Here is a 21,560-nt window from a genome sequence, read left to right on the forward strand (position 1 = left end):
GCACCACCCACCGCGAACGTATTGACGATCAGCGCGCGCAGCCACTGGTTGCCGCCATCGCGGTCCATCCTGCGCTGCCAGTACATGTTGGTCTGCAGGGCGGGCACTTTTACCGGCGGGGTCATGTAGCGCAGGCCGAACGGCGGCGCGGCGCTGGCGGCCAGTTTCTCGGGCACGGTCGCCAGCAGGTCGGTGGCGCTCACGATGTAGGGCACGGCCGAGAAATGCGGCACGCTGAAGTGCTCGGCCAGGTCCACGCCCGCCCGCTCCATGGATTGATTGACCTGCCCGTAGGGCGCGGCCCGCGACACGATCAGATGGCGTTCGGCGCGAAAGGCCTTGATTCCCATGCCCGCGTGCGCCGTCGGGTGCGCCTGCCGGAACAGGGTTGCGTAGCCCTGGCGAAACAGCATGCGCTGCAAGGTCCCCGCCCCCATTTCATCGAAGGCCCCGATGGCGAGGTCGACCCGGCCGGCCTCCATTTCGCGGGGCAGGTCCGGGCCCTGCACGCGCACGGAATCGATGCGCACCTGCGGCGCGACCTGCACGCAGACTTCCATCAGCCGGGGCATGAAATGGATTTCGCCCACGTCCGTCATCGCAACCCGGAACCGCCGGGTGCTGGTCGCGGCATCGAAGACGTCCTGGTCCCGCAGCGCCTGCGACAGCATGGTCAGCGCTTCGCTGACGGGCCCGGCCAGGCGCTGCGCGCGGGGGGTGGGCAGCATGCCCTGCCCCGTGCGCACGAACAGGTCGTCGCCGAACGCCTCGCGCAGGCGGCGCAGGCCGTTGCTGACGGCCGGCTGCGACAGGTCCATGCGGCGAGCCACGGCGGACAGGTTTCGGTCTTCCAGCAGGTGCTGGAACAGCAGCAGCAGATTCAGGTCGACGTCGCGCAGCTCGGCCATGCGGCCCTCCACTATTCACAAAATTTATAGTCTCTATTTTTGCATTCCCGTAGCCGCAACGGGGTTTTTTTCCGACAATGGCATATCGCCCTGCGGACCCCATCCGGACGGGCCATCTGAACCAGGCCGCGCGGCCAAGCACCGCGCCGCCGCCCAGGAGGATTCCATGGAACTGCAATACCAAACCGGCTTCGGCAACGATTGCGCCACCGAAGCCCTGCCCGGCGCGCTGCCGCTGGGCCGCAATTCGCCGCAGCAATGCCCGTATGGCCTGTATGCCGAGCAGTTGTCCGGCACCGCCTTCACGGCGCCGCGCAGCGAAAACCGCCGCTCCTGGCTCTACCGCATCCGCCCGGGCGCCCAGCACAAGCCCTTCGAACCGTTCGAGGGCATCTCCGGCTGGCTCAGCACGTTCGGCCACGGGCCGGTGACGCCGAACCAGCTGCGCTGGAGCCCGATGCCGATCCCGACCGTCCCCACGGACTTCCTGGAAGGGATGAAAACCTGGGGCGGCAACGGCGGCCCCGACGAACAGGGCGGCGTGGGCATCCACCTGTACGCGGCCAACCGTTCGATGGAGGGCCGTTACTTCTACAACGCCGACGGCGAACTGCTGCTGGTTCCCCAGCAGGGCCGCCTGCGCCTGGCCACCGAGCTCGGCCTGATCGACCTGGAGCCCCTCGAAATCGCCGTCATCCCGCGCGGCGTGCGTTTCCGCGTGGAACTGCTCGACGGTTCCGCCCGCGGCTACATGCTGGAGAACTTCGGCGCGGCGCTGCGTCTGCCCGAACTGGGCCCGATCGGCTCGAACTGCCTGGCCAACGTGCGCGACTTCAAGACGCCGGTGGCCTGGTACGAGGACCTGGATGGCGATTTCGAACTGATCGCCAAGTTCACGGGCGGCTTCTGGCGCGCCTCCATCGACCATTCCCCGCTTAACGTGGTGGCCTGGCATGGCACGCATGCGCCGTACAAGTACGACCTGCGCAACTTCAACACCGTCGGCTCGATCAGCTACGACCATCCGGACCCCTCGATCTTCACCGTGCTGACGGCGCCGTCCGACACCCCGGGAACGGCCAACATGGACTTCGCGATCTTCCCGCCGCGCATCCTGGCCATGGAGAACACCTTCCGTCCGCCCTGGTTCCACCGCAACATCGCCAGCGAATTCATGGGCCTGATCCAGGGCGTCTACGACGCCAAGGCCGACGGCTTCGCCCCCGGCGGCGCCAGCCTGCACAATTGCATGAGCGGCCACGGCCCCGACGCGGAGACCTTCGAAAAGGCTTCGCACGCCGATACCAGCACGGCCCACTACATCCGCGACACGATGGCGTTCATGTTCGAAACCCGGCGCGTCATCCGCCCGACGGAACAGGCGCTTGCCTCGGTAGAATTGCAGGGCGACTATTACCGGTGCTGGCAGGGCCTGGCCAAGCATTTCGACCCCGGCAAGGCGTGACGCGAAAGCCCCGGCTTTCCACGCCCGCGGCGATGCGCGCAAGCGCATCGCCGTTTGGCATTTGGCTTTTTCGACATCGGCATCACTACACTCAACGAGACACGCAGCCATGACCACCATCAATGAAACCCACGACCCGTCCCTGAAGAGCTGGGTTGCCAGCGCCAATTCGAACGCGTCGGATTTCCCGGTGCAGAACCTGCCCTACGCCGCGTTCCGCCGCAAGGGCTCGTCCGAGCCGTTCCGGGTGGGCGTCGCCATCGGCGACCAGATCCTGGACCTGGCCGCGCTGGCCGCCAAGCAGCCCTTCGAAGGCCAGGCCGCCGAAGCCCTGGCGGCCTGCTCGGCCGACAGCCTGAACGGATTGATGGCGCTGGGCCAGGCCCACTGGAGCGCGCTGCGCCTGGCCCTGTCGCGCGCGCTGCGCGAAGGCGCCGCCCTGCGAGACACCGTCGCGCCGCTGCTGGTGGCCCAGGCCGACGCGGAATACGCCACGCCGGCGCGCATCGGCGACTACACCGACTTCTACATCTCGGTGCACCACGCCACGGCGGTGGGCAAGCAGTTCCGTCCCGACAACCCCCTGCTGCCGAACTACAAGTGGGTGCCCATCGGCTACCACGGCCGCGCCTCCAGCATCGGCGTGGACCAGAAATTCCCCCGCCCCGTCGGCCAGACCCGCCCCGCCAACGAAGGCGAAGCGCCGCAATTCGGCCCCTGCGCCCGTCTGGACTACGAACTGGAACTGGGCATCTTCGTGGGCACCGGCAACACCCAGGGCGACCGCATCGTCCTGGCGGACGCCGAATCGCACGTGTTCGGCCTGTGCATCCTGAACGACTGGTCGGCCCGCGACATCCAGGCCTGGGAATACCAGCCCCTCGGCCCCTTCCTGGCCAAGAACTTCGCCTCCACGATTTCGCCCTGGATCGTCACCATGGAAGCGCTGGAGCCGTTCCGCACGCAGTGGAACCGCGGCCCGTCCGAGCCCCAGCCGATGCCCTACCTGGCGTCCGACGCCAACCGCGCCAAGGGCGCCTTCGACGTGCAGATGCAGGTGCTGATGACCACCGAGAAATCGCGCGCCGAGAAGCTCGCGCCCGCCGCGCTGTCGCGCAGCAACTTCCGCGACGCCTACTGGAACGTGGCCCAGCTGATCACGCACCACACGGTCAACGGCTGCAACCTGCAGCCGGGCGACATGCTGGGCACGGGCACGCTGTCCGGCCCGCAGGCCTCCGAAGCCGGCTCGCTCCTCGAACTGACCAACGGCGGCAAGTCGCCGATCGACCTGCCGTGGGGCGAAAAGCGCACCTTCCTGCAGGACGGCGACCAGATCATCATGCGGGCCGAATGCGTGAAGGCGGGCTACCCGCGGATCGGCTTCGGCGAAAGCGCGGGCACGGTGCTGCCGGCGCGCGCCTGATGCGCCAGGCTGGCGGCGCCCGCGCTCAGGCGGCGCGGCGCGCCGTCAGCCGCTCGACCTCATCGTCCTTGGCCTGCCACTGCTGGCCCAGCCAATGGTGGAATTCCGTGCGGAAGGCCTTGTCCCGCGTGTAGTCGGCGTCGCAGAATTCGGGCGGCACCGGCAGCTGACGCATGCGCACGGCCACCGGGCCGGCGCGGCCGCAAGCCAGGTCCCAGAAGCTGGGTATGCCTTCCGGATACGCGATAGTGGCGTCTATCATCGAACGAAAGCGCGCGCCCATCGCGTTCAGCGCCACCGCCAGTCCGCCCGCCTTGGGCTTCAGCAGGTGGCGGTAGGGCGACGCCTGCGCCGCGCGCTTGGCCTCGGTGAAGCGCGTGCCTTCGGCGAACACCATCACGCTGGTCGGCACCAGTGAGAACTTGGCGCAGGCGCGCCGCGCGGCCTCCTGGTCCTCGCGCCCCAGGGCCGGGTTGCGCCGCAGCTCGGCCTTGCCATGGCGCTTCATGAACGGGAAGTCCAGCGCCCACCAGGCCAGGCCGATCACCGGCACGTAGATCAGCTGGTGCTTCAGGAAGAACTTCAAGAGCGGAATGCGCCGGTTCAGCGTGTGCTGCAGGACGAAGATGTCCACCCACGACTGGTGATTGCAATTGACCAGGTACCAGTCCGCGTAGCGCAGGCCGGCGTTGCCCTGGACGTCCCATTGCGCCTGCTGGATGCGGGCGAACCAGCCGGCGTTGCTGGACACCCAGGCCGTCGCAATGGCGTTGAGCAGCGGGTCGACGCGCCGCCTGACCGCGGCGAAGGGCAGAATCAGCTTGAGCAGGGCCACGGGGAACAGCAGCAGGCACCAGAACAGCGTGCTGACGGCCAGCAGCAGCACGCTGAAGGCGCCCGTGATCCATGCGAACCGCCCGCGCGGCACGGGGAACGCGCGGCGCCGCCGCGGGGTGGCGACGGGATCGTCCGCGCCGCGGCGCGCGGCGGCCGCAGGGTCCGCTTCCGGGGTCTGGTCTGGAAAAGTCATGGGCGCCAGTGTGCCGCTCCGCGCTCCAACATCGCTTTGCGCAGGATCAAGCGCGCGCATGGCGCGCACCGCCCTCCCCGCGTCAAGGCAGGCGGTATTTCTCCTCGCGATAGGCCCAGCTCGCCCATAGCGCATGCGCCAGCGCTTCTTCCGTGAGTTGCGGATCCGCGGGCTCCACCGGCTCGTAGGTCTCGTCCCGGCCCACCGGCGCGGCCACGTAGCGGAACTCCCGCGGCGTCCTGGACGGCTCCAGCACCAACAACTTGTCGCCCCGCAGGTAGCCGAAGTTGTCGGCGTACTGCATCAGGGCGCGGTTCGGGTCGCGCTGCGTCAGGTCCACGCCCAGCATGGGGTTCACGTTGTCCAGGCCGATCAGCGACAGCAGCGTGGGCGCCATGTCGATCTGGCTGACCAGGCGCTCGTCCTGGCGGGGCGCGATGCCGGCGCCGAGGATCAGCGCCGGGATCTGGAAGTGCCGCACCGGCACCGGAATCGAGCCGTAGACCCGCGAATCATGGTCCGCGATCACCAGGAACACCGTATTGTTCCAGTACGGCGCCTGCTTCGCCTTCTCGAAGAATTGGCCCAGCGCCCAATCCGCGTAGCGCACCGTGTTGTCCACGGTGGCGGGATCGCCGACGGGCGTGATGCGCCCCGCCGGATACTCCCAGGGCGAATGGTTGGTGACCGAGAACGCCAGCGTGAACACCGGCTTGTCGCCGTCGGCGCGCAGCAGGCGGTCCACCTGGTTGAACATGTCTTCGTCCGAAGCGCCCCAGGATCCCTCGAACACGGGGTTCACGAACTTGGGACGATCCACGATTTCGTCGAAGCCGTTGCCCAGGAAGAAGGCGCGCATGTTGTCGAAATGCGATTCGCCGCCGTACACGAAGCGCGAATGGTAGCCGTGCTTGCCCAGCAGCTGCGCCAGCGTGAAGAAGCCGGTCTGCGAACGCGGCAGCTTCACCACGGCGTCGGCCACGCTGGGCAGAAAGCCCGCCGTGACCGCCTCGATGCCCCGCACCGAGCGCGTGCCCGTGGCGTAGGCGCGGTGGAACATCCAGCCTTCCTTGCCCAGCCGGTCGATATTGGGCGTCAGGTCGCGCCCGCCCAGGCTGCCCACGTACTGCGCCCCCAGGCTTTCCTGCAGGATGATCACCACGTTCAGCGGCTTGTCCCGGCGCACCGTGGCCTTCTGCTCATGCAGGCTGGGATAGCGCGGGTCCAGCGGCGCGCCCGCCATGCCGGCCTTCTCGCGCACGATGGCGTTCATCTCGTCCACCGCCATCCTGGGATACATCGCGGCGGAGGAACGCTCGTCGCGCATGCGATAGGCCGCGTCGAACACGCTGTACAGGGAATTGAGCGCCAGGGCGTTGACCATCGCGTCGGAACTGAACGCAACCTTGGCGGGATTGATCGGCCGGTGCTCCAGCGTGCCGCGAGCGCCCAGGAACACCAGCGCCAGGATCACGAACGAAGCCACCGGCCGCTTCCACCAGGCCATGAAGGGATCGCGCGCCCGGGTCGGGAACAGCCTGACCGCCATCCACGCGGCGATCACCAGCACCACGAAGGCCGCCAGCAGCACGCCCTTGTAGCCCTGCCACAGCATGGACCCGACTTCCTTCGGGTTGAGCAGGTAGATGAAATACAGGCGGTTCGGCCGCGTATCGTATTCGGCGATGAACTGGGGCGTGGAGACTTCCAGCAGCACGTAAAGCATCCACCAGACGCGGAACCACCACGCGGTGATGCGGGCGGCCAGCGGCCGGTGTCCGAACCAGGGGGAAAAGACCGCGGGCAGCGCGATCACCATCGACATCAGGCAGACGTCGATGCGCAATCCGCCCCACAGCAGCGGCGCCAGCCCGCCCGCCGCCTGCACGCGGTCCCACATCCAGAAGGCCAGCCCCAGGCGCGACAGGGTCAGCAGCGCCAGGATGGCAATGATGAAGCGTAGTGTCAGCCGGCGCATGAATCGGCCCCCCGCCGGCCGTGGATAGCCTGCTCAGTGAAAAAAACGCTGCTTTGTATGCCGAGCAGAACCATGCCGCCTCGTCGTCGAAAAAAAGAAAACGGGCAAGATTAACGCGGTTTGGCGCGGCTTACCCGCCGGCCCGTCCTATTGCGCGCGCCGCAGGCGTTCGCGGCTGTTGCTCAGGTGCGTGCGCATGGCCGCGCGCGCGGCCTCGGCATCCTGGCGCAGGATGGCGCCGTAGATGTCTTCGTGCTCAAGGTTCACGCGCGCCAGGTAGGCGGAGCGGTCCTCGTGCGCGAACTTCGCCGAATTGATGCGGGTGCGCGGAATGATGGCCGATCCCAGGTGCGACATGAGATCCGCGAAATAGCGGTTGTCGGTGGATTGCGCGATCAGCAGGTGGAACTGGAAGTCCGGCGTGACGGTATCGCCGCCGCTTTCCAGCGCGCCCTTGAACGCGTCCAGCGCGCGCCGCATATCGTGCAATTGCGCGTCGGTGCGCCGGCCGGCGGCCAGGCTCGCGGCTTCGCTTTCCAGGCAGATGCGCAGCTCCAGCAGCACCAGCACGTCGCGCACGGTGGCGATGTCGGCCGGATCCACCCGGAAATCGGTGCCGCCGCTGGGTTCCAGGGCATAGGTGCCCACGCCGTGATGGGTTTCGACCAGGCCCGACGCCTGGAGCCGGGACAGCGCCTCGCGCACGACGGTCCGGCTGACGCCGAACTGGCGCATGATTTCGGATTCGGTCGGCAGCTTGTCGCCAGGCCGGATCTCGCCGCCGCGGATACGCTCCGAGATGCTTTCGACCAGGCCCTGGGCCAGGCTTCGGGGACGGCGCCGCGGCAGGACGGGAGAATCGGCGGGAGCGTTCATCAGGGAGGATCCGAAAGCGGTTGCACAAAGCGAGACGCTGAATCCTCGCGCTTGTCGATTATACGTGGGGGGTACCGCCGCGCTCCCCTCAGGCCCGCTTGCCGCCCTTGGCGTCGCCGACGCTGCCCGGCCCGCGCAGGCCGGCGGACAGGCCGCCCCGACGAGCCGCGATCAGGGGAGAGAAGAAGACGGCCGCCAGGAACCACAGTAGCGCGGCCGACCAGAGCGTCTGGCTCAGGAAATGGGCGCCCTGCAGGATGCGGACCACGGAAAAGCCCGCGCCCGCGAGGATGCCTATGGCCAGCCCCCACCAGCGCCAGGCGGGCCGCCCCAGCGCCCACCCCGCGAAATACAGGGCCAGCATCGAATAGCCCGCGCCGGCGTGGCCGCTGGGCAAGGCGCCCCCGGCCTTCGCGCGCGCCCAGGTCCACCAGTGCAGGGGATAGGGGGTGTAGCCGCCCAGCGTATCCAGGTCATAGGGACGGGGCAGCGTGGTGTGATGCTTCAGCTGGTTCACCAGCAGTTGGCCGGCCAGGCAGGTTGCCGCCACGGCCAGCGCCGGCCCGCGCCAGGGCCGCCAGGCCGGGATGCGGTAGCTGGCCGCCGCCACCCCCACCGCCGCCAGCGCGATGCCTATCGGCAGGGCCAGCACCATGCGATGGCCGATCAGGTCGAGCCAACGGTTGGAATGCAGGGGGAAATCGTCCAGGGCCGCATCGAACAGCGCCCGCGCGATGCGCAGGTCCAGCCCGGAAGCGTTGGCCCACCAGGCCAGGCAGGCCAGGACGAGCGTAACCGCGATGACGTGGCTGAACAGGTACGAGGCGGCCGTCGGCTTGCGTAGCGCGGGCAGAGATAAGGGCGGCATGGTGGGGGACGGAAGGCGCGTCGGGCAAACGGAAAGCGTAAGCCGCCCACAGTCGAAAATTCGTCAAATTCCCGTTTGCGCGCCCGCCGCCGCGGTCGACTGTTGCTCGATTCCACCTTCGAAACGCAGGGTGAAGCGGGTTCCTCTCGATTCGCCCTCCCGCGAGGACTCCACCGTCAGGGACCAGCCCTGCATGTCGCAGACCCGCTTGGCGATCGCCAGCCCCAGGCCGCGGGCCGTCTCGTCGGCCGTCGCCCTGCCGGAATCCCGCATGCGGCCGCTGTAGTAGCGGCGGAACAGGAACGGCAGGTCGTCGGCGGCGATGCCCTTGCCGTCGTCGCCCAGTTCCATTCCGCCGTCGGCCAAGCGGGCCGTCAGCGTCGCCGGCGCCGCGTGTTCCACGGCATTGCGGACCAGGTTGCGCAGCACCGTCAGCAAGGCGTAGCGGTCCAGGGTGCGGACCTGCCCGGCGGTGATCCGGTTGTCGAAACGCAGCCCGGCCAGCTCCGCCTGGGCCTCGTAGCCGCGCCAGGCATCTTCCATGCAGGCCGACAGATCCACCGGCTCCGGCGGACGCAGCTCGTCGCGCGCCATGGCGCGGGCGCTCTCCAGGCTGACGATGACGTCGTCCACGTTGTCCACCACGCGGGTCAGGCGCTGCCGCTGGTCCGGCGTGAGCGCCTGGGTCAGCAGCATCAGTTCGCTGTCCGAACGGATCGCGGCCAGGGGCGTGCGCACCTCATGGCTCAGGTTGCCCGCGAATTCGCGCTCGCGGGCGATGGAGCGGTCGACCTGGTTCTGCACCCGGTTGAAGGCCTCGATCAGCCGCCCCGCTTCGTCGTCGCGCGTTACGGCCATGTCGGGCGAGCCGGGCGCCCAGGTCGCCAGCCGGTCGGTCAGGTCCAGCAGCGGGCCGACCGCCACGGCCGCGACGCGCCGCGACAGGGCATAGGCGCCCACCACGCAGATGGCGCCCACGCCCAGCACGATCAGGCCGAAGTCATGGACCCGCTCTTCGTTGTCGGTCGCGTCGTACAGCAGATACACCTTGCCGCGGCCCGTTTCGGCCACCATGACGTGCCAGGTGTATGCGCCCGGCTCGATCAGGTGCAGACCGTTGTCCAGGGACAGGATCTCTTCCGGGATGCCGGCGGGCCGGTTTCCGCCCACGCTGACCCAGGCGCGCATGGAGCCTCCCAGTTCGCGCACGCCTTCGCGCGGCAGGAAACCGTCGCTGACGCGCGCATGCTGGACGAGCCGGTCCATTTCGGTGTTCAGGATGTCGTTGACCAGATCGTCTTCCATCTGGTCGAAGGTCAGGTAGGCCAGCAGGGCGAGCGCCGTGACGAACAGCGCGACCGTCCCCGTCAGCGCCCACACGACGCGCTGGGTCAGGGTGCCGCCCGAGGTGGTTTTCATTGCGCCGTCTCGCCGTCCAGCGACAGGCGCCAGCCGGTGCCGTGGATGGTTTCGATGCCATCGAAACCGGCGTCGGCGAGCGCGCGCCGCAACAGGTGCACCTGGCTGCGCAAGGCGTCCGAGGAAGGCGGCTCATTGCCCCACAGCACCGATTCCAGTTCCTCGCGCGACACCACCCTGCCGGGATCGCGCAGCAGCGCCTCGATGATGAGACCGGCCTTGCGCGTCAGGTGGACGGGAGCGCCGTTGACCGACACGGCGCGGCTGCGGGTGTCGTACTGCAGCGGGCCGAAGGCCCGCACCGAATCCACGGTCGATCCCTTGGCGCGCTGGATCAGCGCGAGCAGGCGCGCTTCCACTTCCAGCAGCGCGAAAGGCTTGGTGAGATAGTCGTCGGCGCCGTGGGAGAAGCCGGCCAGCTTGTCCTCCAGGCTGTCGCGCGCCGTCAGCATCAGCACCGGCAGGTCCAGCCGCCTTTCGCTGCGCAGCGTGTGCAGCACGGCATTGCCGTCCATCCCGGGCAGGCCGATGTCCAGGATCATGGCGTCGAAGCGCTGCTCCGCCAGGCGCTGCAACGCCGCCGGCCCGGAATAGGCCGTGTCGGGCAGGAAGCCGCGGGTCTCCAGGAAGGTATACAGATTGCCGGCGATGATGGGGTCATCCTCGACGATGAGGACTCTGCAATTCGCGCCTGCCGCGGGACTCGGTGCCATGGTCTCGGTTCCCCCGTTCCGCGCCCTAGGCCTGCAGGACCTTGCCGGGATTCATCGTTCCCCGCGGGTCCAGCGCGTCCTTGATCTTGCGCATCAGCGCCAGTTCCACCGGGCTCTTGTAGCGGGGGAGTTCGTCGCGCTTTAGCTGGCCCACGCCGTGCTCGGCGCTGATGGAGCCGGCATGCGCGTGCACGCTGTCGTGCACCACGCCATAGATGTCGCCTTGCAGCGCCAGCAGTTCCGATTCGGTCTGCCCCGGCGCATGGGCCACGTTGTAATGCAGGTTGCCGTCGCCCAGGTGGCCGAAGATCACGTGGCGCACGCCGGGGAAGCGCGCCTGCAGCAGGGCGTTGGTCTTGTGCACGAAGCCCGCGATGGCGGAAATGGGGATGGACACGTCGTGCTTGACCGATTTGCCCAGCTCGGCCTCGGCCAGCGGAATGCTCTCGCGCAAGTGCCACAGGGCCTTGCTTTGCGCCACATTGGCGGCGATGGCCGCGTCGTTGACCAGGCCGCCCTCGATGGCGGCGCCCAGCACGGCCTCGAAGCGCTCGCGCGCGTGCGCCTCGCTTTCGCTGTCGGACAGTTCGAGCAGCGCGAACCAGGGCGAGGCCGCGGACGCGCCTTCGAACGGCAGGCGCTGCTGCGGAAACAGGCGCACGACCGCTTGCAGGCAGGCGCCGCTCATGAGTTCGAAGCCGGTCAGGGCGGCGCCGAACCCGGCGCGGGCGCGCGACAGCATCTCCACGGCGTCGTCGATGCTGTCCAGCGTCAGCAAGGCGGTGCAGGAGGCCACGGGCCGCGGGAACAGCTTCAGCGTGGCGGCCGTGATGATGCCCAGCGTGCCCTCGCTGCCGATGTACAGGTCGCGCAGGTCGTAGCCGGTGTTGTCCTTGCGCAGGCCGCGCAAGCCGTTCCAGATCTCGCCGTCCGCCGTCACGACCTCCAGGCCCAGGGTCAGGTCGCGCGTGTTGCCGTAGCGCAGCACCTGCGTGCCGCCGGCGTTGGTCGCCAGGTTGCCGCCGATGGTGCAGCTGCCTTCCGCGGCCAGGCTCAGGGGAAACAGGCGATCCGCGGCCGCGGCCGCTTCCTGCACGGCCTGCAGGACGCAGCCCGCTTCCACGGTGATGGTGTCGTTGTCGGTATCCAGGCCGCGCACCGCGGTCAGCCGGGAGGTGGACAGGACGATCGCCGTGCCGGAAGCGTCTGGCGTCGCGCCCCCGCACAGCCCGGTATTGCCGCCTTGCGGCACCACCGGCGCGCCGTGCCTGGCGCACAGTTTCACCGCCGCCGCCACTTCCTCGGTGGAACCGGGGCGGATCACCGCCAGCGCCGCGCCGCGATAGCGGCGGCGCCAGTCCAGCACGTAGGACTCGGCGTCGGCGCCGGTCAGCACGTGGGAGGAACCCAGGAGGGACTGTAGATCGCTGAGCAAAGTCATATGGGCCGCACTGGAAAAGCCTGGTCGCGCCCAGGCGCGGGATCGGGGTAGGTGCGGGCTATTGTAGGGGCTGAAGCGCCGCGCGCGGCCGCAGCGGGGGGAAACCAGGGGCCGGGCCGAGCCCTAGCCCACCGCCTGGTCCAGGCGCGTGCCCGTGAGGCCGGAGCAAAAGGCCCGCGACGCGATGCGGTTCATCAGGAAGGCGCGGTCGATGCCGGCCGGCCCGGGCATTTCGGACAGGGCCCGGTAGGCGCGGCGCAAGGCCTCGCCGCGGGTCGCCCCGCAAACCAGCAAGCGGGTGCACGGCAGGCGGCGATCCACGCAGCCGTCGATGCGCACCTCCAGCGCGTGGCCGGCGACGGGTTCGAAGTCGGCCGTGGCCGAGCCCGAATGCGCCTGCGCCTGCGCCTGCGCGTCGATCACTCGGAATACGCCGCTGCGGTCGTCCAGCGCGAAGGCGACCGTGCCCATGCCCTGCCAGCCGCGGTCCCGCGCCACGTCGGCGGCGACGGCGCGCAGGGCGTTCTCGACGGAAGACGGCAGGTGCGGCGCCGGGCATTCGGCGATCAGCACGCGGGCCTCGCGCCAGACGCAGCGCTCCCAGGCGCGGCCGGTGGCCAATCCGCCGGATTCGGCGACGAATACATGGATGTCGAGCCGGCGCTCGCGGCCCGGTGCCGGCCCGGCATGGTCCGTGGGAGGCCCCCGCCGGCTGGTGGCGCCCCTCGATGACATGACAGTAGAAACTTTGGCACCCATGGCCCCTCCCGGTCTTTCTGCTTGCATAGCAAGCGTATCACCTTCGGGTGTCGAGCAAGTTCCATGCCATGCGCGCCCCTCCTGCGACACCCCGGCGCGGGGGCTCCGGGGCGGCACCGGAACAAGGCGCAATCGCCCCCGCGGGCGCACCAAACCAGGGCAAATCCGACGCCGTGGCATATGCCCTAAGCCATCCGTCGGATGAAGGCCGACCTCCAATGGGGGATAATTCCGCCTTGGCCCTTTGCCAGGCGCGTCTCGATATCCGGGTTTACCATTAAAAACCTAGCCAGGACCCGCGCTGTAACCCCTTATCGAAGGAATATCCGTGGGCAACAACACGCAATTTCCCGCCGCAGTCTTCAAGGCCTATGACATCCGCGGCACCGTGCCGGACCTGATCGACGCCCGCTTCGCCCGCTCGCTGGGCGCGGCGCTGGCCGCTCGCGCGCTCGAACAAGGGATACAAACGCTGGTCGTGGGCCGCGACGGCCGCCTGAGCAGCGAAATGCTGTCGGTGGCGCTGCAGGAAGGCATGCTGGAAGGCGGCGTGGATACGCTGGACATCGGCATGGTGCCCACCCCGCTGGTCTATTTCGCCGCCAACGTCATGCAGACGGGCTCGGGCGTGGCCATCACGGGCAGCCACAACCCGCCCAAGTACAACGGCTTCAAGATGATGATGGGCGGACGCGCCCTGTACGGCGACGACGTGCAGTCCCTCGCCGCGACCATGAACGCCGCCGCCCCGGCCGCGGCCCCGCGCGCCGGCACGCGCCGCCAGTTGGACTTGGTGGCGGCCTACGTCGCCCGCGTGGCCTCCGGCATCAAGCTGGCGCGTCCCATGAAGATCGCCATCGATTGCGGCAACGGCGTGGCCGGCGCCGTCGCGCCGGCGCTTTTCCGCGCCCTGGGCTGCGACGTCACGGAACTGTTCTGCGACGTGGACGGCACCTTCCCCAACCACCACCCGGACCCCGCCGAACCCAAGAACCTGCAGGACCTGATCAAGTGCGTGGCCGAGACCGACTGCGAACTGGGCCTGGCGTTCGACGGCGACGGCGACCGCCTGGGCGTGGTCACGAAGTCCGGGCAGATTATCTGGCCGGACCGCCAGCTGGTGCTGTTCGCCCGCGACGTGCTGGAACGCAACGCCGGCGCCACCATCATCTACGACGTGAAATGCAGCCGCCACGTCGGCCTGTCGGTCGAGGCGGCCGGCGGCGTTCCGCTCATGTGGAAGACCGGCCATTCGCTGGTCAAGGCCAAGCTGGCCGAAACCGGCGCGCCGCTGGCCGGCGAAATGAGCGGCCACATCTTCTTCAAGGAACGCTGGTACGGATTCGACGACGGGCTCTACACCGGCGCCCGCCTGCTGGAGATCGTCTCGCGCGCGGCCGATCCCTGCGCCATGCTGGAAGCCCTGCCGCAGGACGTCTCCACGCCCGAACTCAAGCTCGAAATGGAAGAAGGCCAGCCCTTCACCCTGGTGCAGGCCCTGCAGGACCAGGGCCAGTTCCCCGACGCGCATCGCGTCATCACCATCGACGGCGTGCGCGCGGAATATCCGGACGGTTTCGGCCTGGCCCGCGCCTCCAACACCACTCCCGTGGTGGTGCTGCGATTCGAAGCGCAGACGGCCGCCGCGCTGGAGCGCATCCAGGCCGACTTCCGTCGTGAACTGAGCAAACTCGCCCCGCAAGCCCATCTGCCTTTCTAGACCGCCCATGTCCTTATCGAACAGCCCCGCGTGGCAACAATTCATCGCCGCGACGCGTTCCGCCCCGAAACGGGGCGAGCAATTGCGCCTCATCAGCGCTCCGGGGCTGCGCCTGGACTTGAGCGCGCAGGCCGATTCGCCCGCCCTGCGGGAAGCCGAGGAAGCCCTACTGGCGCAGCAGGGCTTCGACGCCGCGCGGGCGCGCCTGTTCGATGGCGGCACCGCAAACTGGACCGAAGAACGCGCTGCCTGGCATACCGCCCTGCGCGCATCCGAACCGCCGGCCAGCGTGGCCAAGGCCGTGCTGGCGGAACGCGAACGCCTGCGTGAATTCGTCCGGAATGCCGACGCCGCGGGCCGCTACGGCTGCGTGCTGCACCTGGGCGTCGGCGGCAGCGACTGGGGCCCGAGGCTGGTCACGCGCGCCCTGCGCCACGGCGGCGCGCGCCGCGAGGTGCGCTTCGCCTCGAACGTGGACTCGCATTCCGTCGCCGACGCGATGAGCCGGCTGGACCCGCACGACACCCTGGTCATCGTCGCCTCCAAATCGTTCACCACCACCGAGCCGCTGGCCAATGCCGAAGTGGCGATGAACTGGCTGCGCGACGCCGGCGTGGCCGACCCGATCAAGCAGGTCGTGGCCGTCACGGCGAACGTCGAAGCCGCGCTCAACCTCGGGATCCTTCCCGACCACATCTTCCAGATCTGGGACTGGGTGGGCGGGCGCTATTCGCTGTGGTCGGCCATCGGTCTGCCGATAGCGCTGGCGCTGGGCAACGATGCCTTCGACCAGCTGCTGGCCGGCGCCGCCGCCATGGACGAGCATTTCCGCCACGCGCCCATCGATGCCAACGCGCCGGTGCAGATGGCGCTGGCCGGCGTGGTCAACCGCAGCGCGCTGGGCTACGACTCGCTGGTGATCGCCCCCTACGACTCGCGGCTCTACCACATCGTGCCCTGGGCCCAGCAGCTGGAAATGGAATCGCTGGGCAAGACCGCCACCCAGGACGGCAGCCCGGCCGGCGTGCCCACCGGCCCCGCCGTGTGGGGCATGTCGGGCACGGACTGCCAGCACACGTTTTTCCAATGGCTGCACCAGGACACGAGGGGCGCCCCGGTGGACTTCATCCTGTGCGAGCAGCCCGACCACGCCTACGCGCGGCACCACGAACTGCTGATCGCGAACTGCCTGGCGCAGCGCTCGGCGCTGCTGCGAGGCAAGACCTACGAGGAAGCGCTGGCCGAGACCTCGGCCAACGAAAGCGATCCGGAGCGCGCGCGCCTGCTGGCACGGCACCGGGTGCACCCGGGCGGACGCCCGTCCACGCTCATCGTCCTGCCGCGCCTGGAAGCCTATACGCTGGGCGCGCTGCTGGCCCTTTACGAGCACAAGGTGTTCACGCAGGGAGTGATCTGGGGCATCAACCCCTTCGATCAATGGGGAGTGGAGTTCGGCAAGGCCCTGGCCAAGGGCATCATGCACGATCTGGATTCGTCGCAGGCGATCGAACAGGATCCGTCCACCCGCTACTGGATCGACGCGATCGCGCGTCGCCACTGACCGCTCGCCGCCGAGCGCGGCGGCCAGGCCCGGCGGCCGCCGGGCCGGAACGCTTCAGGCGCCGAGCTTGTCGTAGAGTTCGACGTGGATGCGGGCGACGCGCGCGATATCGAACTCTTTCTCCGCCAGAGCCCTGCCCGCCGCGCCCATGGCCTGGCGCAAGGACGCGTCCTCGGCCAGGCGGGCGATGGCGTCCGCCAGCGCCTGCGCGTCGCGCACGGGCACCAGCAGGCCGGTCTCGCCGGGTTCGATGGCATCGCGGCAGCCCGGCACGTCGGTCGTCACGACCGCCCGCGCGCAGGCCGCTGCCTCGATCAGGGACTTGGGCAGCCCTTCCCGGTAGGACGGCAGCACGGCGATATGCGAGCCCGCGTACAGATCCGCCACGTCCGAGCGCTCGCCCAGGGCGCGGACGCCGCCTTCGCGCTGCCACGCCTCCACGTCTTCCTGCGTGGCCGACGCCGGGTTGCCCGCGTCCACGCCCCCCACCAGCTGCATCGTCACCGGCACGCCGCGCTCGCGCAGCAGCCTGGCGGCCTGCACGAACTCCTGCACGCCTTTGTCGCGCAGCAGGCGCGCGACCATGGTGACGACCACGGGCGGGGCCGGCGGCTCGGGCGAGGCGCGGTACGCGTCCAGGTCCACGCCGGCGCCGCGGATCAGCACGGCCTGGCCCGCGCGCAGCGCGCCCAGCGATTCGAGCAGGTCGCGGTCGCTGGCGTTCTGGAAGATCACGCGGCTGTTGGGATGGCCCAGCGCCAGCCGGTACAGGCGCGCCACCACCGCCCGCACCAGCCGCATCTTGAGCGAATTGGACAGGAACACGAAACCCAGCCCGGAGATCGCCGCCACCATGCCCGGCACGCGGGTCAGGCGGGCCGCGATGCCGCCGTAGAGCACGGGCTTGATCGTGACCAGGTGCACGATCCGGGGCCGCACGCGGCGAAACAGCCGTATCAGGGCGAGCAGCGTGCCCAGCTCCTGCAAGGGATGCTTGCCGCTGCGCGTCATGGGGATGGCGTGGTGCGTCATGCCCAACGCCTGGATATCGGCCACGGCGGGCCCGTCCATGGTGGCGACGTGGACCTCGTAGCCGGCCCGCTGCGCCGCCAGCGCCACCGGCACGCGGTGCGACATGAAGAATGCGGGGTTGTTGACGACGAACAGCAGGCGGCCGGCGCTCATGCCTGGACTCCTGAAATCCGGCGCCAAACGGCGATATAGCTTTGCACCATGCGGGCAAGGTCGAAGTGTTCGAGCACCCGGGCGCGCGCGGGTTCTCCCGCGCGCTCGCGGCCGCGGGCGGCCACTTCGCGCAGCGCGGTCTCGATGCCGCGCGCCAGCGCCTCCGCCTGCTCGGCCGGAACCACCACGCCGGTATCGCCCACGATGTAGGCCGCGTCGCCGACATCCGTCACGACGCAATAGACGCCGCAGGCCATAGCCTCGGCGACCACGTTGGGAAAGCCTTCCGCGCAGCTGGACAGAACGTGCAAGTCCAGGCCGTTCATGGCGGCCGGCACGTCGTCGCTGGGACCGGCCAGCACCAGCCGCTCGCGCAGGCCCAGCCGGTCGATCAAGGCGCCCAGCTCGGGGTTGTCGGCCGTCATGCCGCGGCCGATTAGCACGCAGCGCAGCCCGGCGTCGCGACCGTCGCGCACCAGCGCGGCAACCGCTCGCAGCAGATTGGCGTGATCCTTGAGCGGATCCCAGCGGGCCACGCAGCCGATCACCGGCGCGTCGCCCACCACGCCCCACTCGGCGCGCGCGCGGGCGCGCGCCGCGGCGTCAGGCGTGTAGCGCGAGAGGTCGTAGCCGTTGGAGATCACCACCAGCCGGTCGCGCCGATAGCCCTTGTCCGCATGCCGCTGCGCCGCCTTCTGCGCGGCGCAGACGATGGCCTTGGGCACGCGGCCCGACAGCAACGCGCAGGCGCGCAGCACCAGGCGCGCCGAACGGCTGCTGCGTTCGAGATGCTCGCCCGAATTGCGGATGCCCCAGGCGATGGCGCGCACGCCCGCCAGGCGCGCCGCCAGGCCGCCGATCAGGTCGGCGTGGTACATCCAGGTCTGCACCGCGTCCGGGCGCGCGTCGGCGATCAGCCGGCGCAATTCCATGAAGCCGCCCAGGGTGACGCGCCCGCGTTTCATGCCCAACGCCCGCACGGCCACGCCGGCGGCGCGCAGGCGCTCGCCGTAGATGCCTTCGTCGGTCAGAGAAATGACCGTGTGCTCCACGCCCGCTTCCGGATAGGTGGCCAGGCGGAACAGCACGGATTCCGCGCCGCCCTGCCCCAGGCCGGTGATGACATGCAGCACGCGCAGGGTCCGGGTGCTCATCGCCCTTCCCTCACGGCTTCGAACAGTTCGTCCCATTCGGCCAGCACGCTGGCCAGCGCATAGCGCTGCCGGACGGCGGCGGCGCCGCGCAAGCCCAGTTGCTCGCGCAGGGCGACGTCGCCCATCAAGCGGGCCAGCGCGTCGCGCAAGGCGTCGCGGTTGCCGGCGGGCACCAGCAGCGCGTCTTCGCCGTCGCGCGTCATTTCACGCGGGCCGCTGGGGCAGTCGAATGCCACGCAAGGCAGGCCCAGGGACATGGCCTCCAGCAGCACGTTCGGAAACCCTTCCACCAGCGAACTCAGCACGAAGGCCTGGCCGCGCGCCAGCTCGTCCCAGGGCGCTTCCGTGCGGCCCGGCAGGCTGACCCGCGACTGCAGGCCCAGGCGCGCCACCTGCTGCTCCAGCGCGGCGCGCTCCGGCCCCTCGCCCCAGATGCGCAGGTTCCAGTCGGGAAAATCGGCAGCCAGCCGCGCGAACACGTCGATCAGCAGGTCGAATTGCTTGTCGGTCACCAGGCGCCCCATCGCCAGCAGTTCGTGGGGGCCGTCCTCGCGCTGCCGCACGCGCGGCGCGTCCAGCAAGGGCGCGGGCAAGGGATTGGGGATGACGGCCAGGCGCTTGATGCCCGGCACCTGGCGCGAGAACGGGCCCGCGGTGTCCTCAGCCTGCACCGTCACCATGTCGGCGCGCGGGTACAGGAGGCGACGCAGCTTGCGCCACACCGTGCCCGTGGTGGTCTCGGCCACCGGATTGGTGCGCTCGCAGACGATGAGGGGTATGCCCAGGCCCCGCGTGGCCAGGATGGCGGCCACGTTAACGTTGGTCAGGAACGACACGATGACGTCGGGCCGGGTGTCGCGGATGTGCCTGCGCAGCGTCAGCAGGCGCTTGAACGCGGCCATGGCGCCCGAGGCGCGCGTGCCCGACAGATCCGCCAGCCACGCCAGCTCCACCTTGTCCGAAAGCGGATAGAAGCAGGTGCCCTTGGACGAGTAGGTCGGCGTCAGGGTGACCGCGTCTCCGCGTTCGGCCCATGCGTTCACCAGCGTCGCGGCGACGCGCTCGGCGCCGCCCGCATGCATGGAACTGACCAGCATCAGTATTTTCATTCGTCAGCGACTCCCAACCGTTCCTCCCTGATCCTTGCCGTTGCGATAGCGGTCCAGCCAGGCCTGCATCATCAGCACGCCCCAGAGGTGGCTGTCCCAATTGCGGTGCCCGGAGGTGTGTTCGCGCCATTTGCGCAGGATCGGTTCGGGTTCGAACCAGCCTTCCTGGCGCAAGCGCGAGGGGTCCAGCAGCGCGTCGGCCCATTCGCGCAGCGGGCCGCGCAGCCACGCGGCCAGCGGCACGGCGAAACCACGCTTGGGCCGGTCCACCAGCGACTGCGGCACATGCCGGTACAGCACCTGGCGCAGCAGCCACTTGCCCGTGGCGCCGCGCACCTTGTAGCGGTGCGGCAGGCTCCAGGCGAACTCGTACACGCGGTGGTCGATCAGCGGCACGCGGGTCTCCAGGCTGACCGCCATGGCCGCGCGGTCCACCTTGACCAGGATGTCGTCCGGCAGGTAGGTCACCGTGTCCAGCTTCATCATGGATTCGAAGGTGGAGCCCTGCATGGCGCGCGCGAATTCCGAAACGGGCTCGACGCCGCCCTTCACCACGCTGGACGGGTCGGCCCAGTACGACACGAAGTGGCGGTAGAACTCGCCGCGCGTATCGGCGCGCAGCAGCTCTCCCAGCTTGCCGACCTTGCCGCGCCAGGCGCCGCGCCCGGGCAGCAGGGCCGAGGCGCTGAGCAGGGCGCCGCCCGGCTTGCGCACCACCGCGGGGATGCGTTCGCACTGTTGCCACCACTTGTTCACGCGGAAATAGCGCGAATAGCCGCCGAAGAGCTCGTCGCCGCCGTCGCCGGACAACGCCACCGTGACGTGCTGGCGCGCCATGCGCGTGACCAGGGACGTGGGGATCTGCGACGAATCCGCGAACGGCTCGTCATACATGTCGGCCAGCGAGGGCACGACGGCCAGCGCGTCGTCGGCCGTCACGTACAGCTCGGTGTGGTCGGTGCCCAGGTGCGTAGCCACGGCCTTGGCGTGCTGCGCCTCGTCGTAGCCTTTTTCATGGAAGCCGATGGCGAAGGTGCGCACGGGCTGCGAACTCTGCGCCTGCATCAGGGCGACGATGGTGGACGAATCGATGCCGCCGGACAGGAACGCGCCCAGGCTCACGTCGGCCAGCATCTGGCCCCCCACCGCCTTGGACAGCACGCCCTCCAGCGCGTCCGCGGCCTGCGCGTCCGTATCGAAGGACAGCGGCGACTTCGCGGCCGTGTCGGCGGCTTCGCGGGCCGACCAGTACACGCGCGGCTCCGGCATGCGGCGGCTGCGGGTGTCGTCGGCCGTGAATTCGACCCAGGTGCCCGGCGGCAGTTTCGCGATGCCGGCGTAGATCGATTGCGGCGCCGGAATGTAGTTGTGCCGCATGAACGACGCCAGGGCGTTGCGGTTCAGTTCGCGGCCGAAACCGGGAATGGGCATCAACCCCTTGAGTTCCGAGGCGAAGACGAGCTCGGCGCCCGAATAGCCGTAGTACAGCGGCTTCTCGCCCATGCGGTCGCGCGCCAGCACCAGCTTGCGCGAGGCGCGGTCCCACAGCGCGATGGCGAACATGCCCACCGCGGCCTGCAGGGTGGCCTCGATGCCCAGCGAGGTGAACCCGGCCAGCAGCGTCTCGGTATCGGAATGGCCGCGCCAGGACGGCGCCAGCGCCGATTGTTCGAGCTGCTTGCGGATGTCCAGGTGGTTGTAGATTTCGCCGTTGAACACCATGACATAGCGGCCGCAGGCGGAGGTCATGGGCTGGTGGCCCGCTTCGGTCAGGTCCAGGATCGCCAGGCGGACGTGCGCCAGCGCCAGCTCGGCGCCGGGGTCTTCCCAGAAGCCATTGCTGTCCGGCCCGCGGTGGCGGATGCGGCGGCAGCTTTCCGCCAGCACTTGCGCCTTGTTCCCGATGGGGCCCCAGATACCGACTATTCCGCACATGATGTTGTTCTCG

General features: G+C 69.3%; 17 protein-coding genes. 4 read left to right on the forward strand and 13 right to left on the reverse strand.

Annotated features, from left to right (window positions below):
* The coding region (locus ADE01S_RS02445; protein WP_062679875.1) for a LysR family transcriptional regulator at positions 1 to 908 on the reverse strand (908 nt) is incomplete at its 3' end.
* A 166-nt stretch (positions 909 to 1,074) separates the two neighbouring features.
* Between ADE01S_RS02445 and hmgA the strand changes: the two genes are divergently transcribed.
* Positions 1,075 to 2,373 (forward strand): homogentisate 1,2-dioxygenase, encoded by a 1,299-nt coding sequence (gene hmgA, locus ADE01S_RS02450; RefSeq protein WP_062679876.1) that lies wholly within the window; start codon positions 1,075 to 1,077, stop codon positions 2,371 to 2,373.
* Between the two features lie 109 nt (positions 2,374 to 2,482).
* Positions 2,483 to 3,799: a fumarylacetoacetase gene (gene fahA, locus ADE01S_RS02455; protein ID WP_062679877.1), complete on the forward strand. Its 1,317-nt coding sequence runs from the start codon at positions 2,483 to 2,485 to the stop codon at positions 3,797 to 3,799.
* Between the two features lie 25 nt (positions 3,800 to 3,824).
* Here fahA and yihG read toward each other — a convergent pair whose 3' ends face one another.
* The 8 genes from yihG to ADE01S_RS02495 all read right to left on the reverse strand — a co-directional run bounded on the left by yihG (position 3,825) and on the right by ADE01S_RS02495 (position 12,883).
* The gene (yihG, locus tag ADE01S_RS02460) at positions 3,825 to 4,727 is read right to left on the reverse strand and encodes a 1-acylglycerol-3-phosphate O-acyltransferase, YihG family (protein WP_062680113.1); all 903 of its coding nucleotides are present in this window, start codon (positions 4,725 to 4,727) and stop codon (positions 3,825 to 3,827) included.
* Positions 4,728 to 4,911: 184 nt separating this feature from the next.
* Positions 4,912 to 6,807, reverse strand: coding sequence for an LTA synthase family protein (locus tag ADE01S_RS02465; protein ID WP_062679878.1), 1,896 nt, complete (start codon positions 6,805 to 6,807; stop codon positions 4,912 to 4,914).
* A 147-nt stretch (positions 6,808 to 6,954) separates the two neighbouring features.
* Positions 6,955 to 7,683, reverse strand: a complete 729-nt coding sequence (locus tag ADE01S_RS02470) for a FadR/GntR family transcriptional regulator (protein ID WP_062679879.1) — start codon at positions 7,681 to 7,683, stop codon at positions 6,955 to 6,957.
* An 88-nt stretch (positions 7,684 to 7,771) separates the two neighbouring features.
* Positions 7,772 to 8,551, reverse strand: coding sequence for a phosphatase PAP2 family protein (locus ADE01S_RS02475; RefSeq protein ID WP_062679880.1), 780 nt, complete (start codon positions 8,549 to 8,551; stop codon positions 7,772 to 7,774).
* Positions 8,552 to 8,614: 63 nt separating this feature from the next.
* Positions 8,615 to 9,970, reverse strand: a complete 1,356-nt coding sequence (locus ADE01S_RS02480; RefSeq protein WP_062679881.1) for a sensor histidine kinase — start codon at positions 9,968 to 9,970, stop codon at positions 8,615 to 8,617.
* Complete coding sequence (locus ADE01S_RS02485) at positions 9,967 to 10,683, reverse strand: response regulator transcription factor (RefSeq protein WP_062679882.1); 717 nt, start codon at positions 10,681 to 10,683, stop codon at positions 9,967 to 9,969. The genes ADE01S_RS02480 and ADE01S_RS02485 overlap by 4 nt, the downstream gene beginning before the upstream one ends.
* Positions 10,684 to 10,708: 25 nt before the next feature.
* Positions 10,709 to 12,124 (reverse strand): FAD-binding oxidoreductase, encoded by a 1,416-nt coding sequence (locus tag ADE01S_RS02490; protein WP_062679883.1) that lies wholly within the window; start codon positions 12,122 to 12,124, stop codon positions 10,709 to 10,711.
* A 123-nt stretch (positions 12,125 to 12,247) separates the two neighbouring features.
* A complete protein-coding gene (locus tag ADE01S_RS02495) occupies positions 12,248 to 12,883 on the reverse strand; it encodes a BPTD_3102 family carboxylase-like protein (protein WP_062679884.1) in 636 nt (211 codons plus the stop codon).
* Between the two features lie 328 nt (positions 12,884 to 13,211).
* Here ADE01S_RS02495 and ADE01S_RS02500 point away from each other — a divergent pair, with 328 nt between their 5' ends.
* Both ADE01S_RS02500 and pgi read left to right on the forward strand, forming a co-directional pair.
* A complete protein-coding gene (locus tag ADE01S_RS02500) occupies positions 13,212 to 14,603 on the forward strand; it encodes a phosphomannomutase/phosphoglucomutase (protein WP_062679885.1) in 1,392 nt (463 codons plus the stop codon).
* A gap of 7 nt (positions 14,604 to 14,610) precedes the next feature.
* Positions 14,611 to 16,164, forward strand: coding sequence for a glucose-6-phosphate isomerase (gene pgi, locus ADE01S_RS02505; RefSeq protein ID WP_062679886.1), 1,554 nt, complete (start codon positions 14,611 to 14,613; stop codon positions 16,162 to 16,164).
* 54 nt (positions 16,165 to 16,218) lie between these two features.
* Here the strand turns inward: pgi and ADE01S_RS02510 are convergent, their stop codons facing one another.
* The 4 genes from ADE01S_RS02510 to asnB are packed head-to-tail and all read right to left on the reverse strand — an operon-like array spanning position 16,219 to position 21,547.
* Entirely contained in the window at positions 16,219 to 17,349 is a 1,131-nt protein-coding gene (locus tag ADE01S_RS02510) for a glycosyltransferase family 4 protein (protein ID WP_062679887.1), read from the reverse strand.
* Positions 17,346 to 18,503: a glycosyltransferase family 4 protein gene (locus tag ADE01S_RS02515; protein ID WP_062679888.1), complete on the reverse strand. Its 1,158-nt coding sequence runs from the start codon at positions 18,501 to 18,503 to the stop codon at positions 17,346 to 17,348. Before ADE01S_RS02515 ends, ADE01S_RS02510 begins: the two co-directional genes overlap by 4 nt.
* The gene (locus ADE01S_RS02520; protein WP_062679889.1) at positions 18,500 to 19,612 is read right to left on the reverse strand and encodes a glycosyltransferase family 4 protein; all 1,113 of its coding nucleotides are present in this window, start codon (positions 19,610 to 19,612) and stop codon (positions 18,500 to 18,502) included. Before ADE01S_RS02520 ends, ADE01S_RS02515 begins: the two co-directional genes overlap by 4 nt.
* Before the next feature lie 3 nt (positions 19,613 to 19,615).
* Complete coding sequence (gene asnB / locus ADE01S_RS02525; protein WP_062679890.1) at positions 19,616 to 21,547, reverse strand: asparagine synthase (glutamine-hydrolyzing); 1,932 nt, start codon at positions 21,545 to 21,547, stop codon at positions 19,616 to 19,618.
* Between the last annotated feature and the right edge of the window lie 13 nt (positions 21,548 to 21,560).

Origin of the sequence: Achromobacter denitrificans NBRC 15125 (genome assembly GCF_001571365.1) — a bacterium.
GTDB lineage: Bacteria > Pseudomonadota > Gammaproteobacteria > Burkholderiales > Burkholderiaceae_B > Achromobacter > Achromobacter denitrificans.

Bases quoted from the DNA above. Each gene is read 5' to 3' on its own strand.
- hmgA (WP_062679876.1), top strand. From the start codon at position 1,075: ATGGAACTGCAATACCAAACCGGCTTCGGCAACGATTGCGCCACCGAA.
- fahA (WP_062679877.1), top strand. From the start codon at position 2,483: ATGACCACCATCAATGAAACCCACGACCCGTCCCTGAAGAGCTGGGTT.
- ADE01S_RS02465 (WP_062679878.1), bottom strand. From the start codon at position 6,807: ATGCGCCGGCTGACACTACGCTTCATCATTGCCATCCTGGCGCTGCTG.
- ADE01S_RS02470 (WP_062679879.1), bottom strand. From the start codon at position 7,683: ATGAACGCTCCCGCCGATTCTCCCGTCCTGCCGCGGCGCCGTCCCCGA.
- ADE01S_RS02475 (WP_062679880.1), bottom strand. From the start codon at position 8,551: ATGCCGCCCTTATCTCTGCCCGCGCTACGCAAGCCGACGGCCGCCTCG.
- ADE01S_RS02480 (WP_062679881.1), bottom strand. From the start codon at position 9,970: ATGAAAACCACCTCGGGCGGCACCCTGACCCAGCGCGTCGTGTGGGCG.
- ADE01S_RS02485 (WP_062679882.1), bottom strand. From the start codon at position 10,683: ATGGCACCGAGTCCCGCGGCAGGCGCGAATTGCAGAGTCCTCATCGTC.
- ADE01S_RS02490 (WP_062679883.1), bottom strand. From the start codon at position 12,124: ATGACTTTGCTCAGCGATCTACAGTCCCTCCTGGGTTCCTCCCACGTG.
- ADE01S_RS02495 (WP_062679884.1), bottom strand. From the start codon at position 12,883: ATGGGTGCCAAAGTTTCTACTGTCATGTCATCGAGGGGCGCCACCAGC.
- pgi (WP_062679886.1), top strand. From the start codon at position 14,611: ATGTCCTTATCGAACAGCCCCGCGTGGCAACAATTCATCGCCGCGACG.
- ADE01S_RS02510 (WP_062679887.1), bottom strand. From the start codon at position 17,349: ATGAGCGCCGGCCGCCTGCTGTTCGTCGTCAACAACCCCGCATTCTTC.
- ADE01S_RS02515 (WP_062679888.1), bottom strand. From the start codon at position 18,503: ATGAGCACCCGGACCCTGCGCGTGCTGCATGTCATCACCGGCCTGGGG.
- ADE01S_RS02520 (WP_062679889.1), bottom strand. From the start codon at position 19,612: ATGAAAATACTGATGCTGGTCAGTTCCATGCATGCGGGCGGCGCCGAG.
- asnB (WP_062679890.1), bottom strand. From the start codon at position 21,547: ATGTGCGGAATAGTCGGTATCTGGGGCCCCATCGGGAACAAGGCGCAA.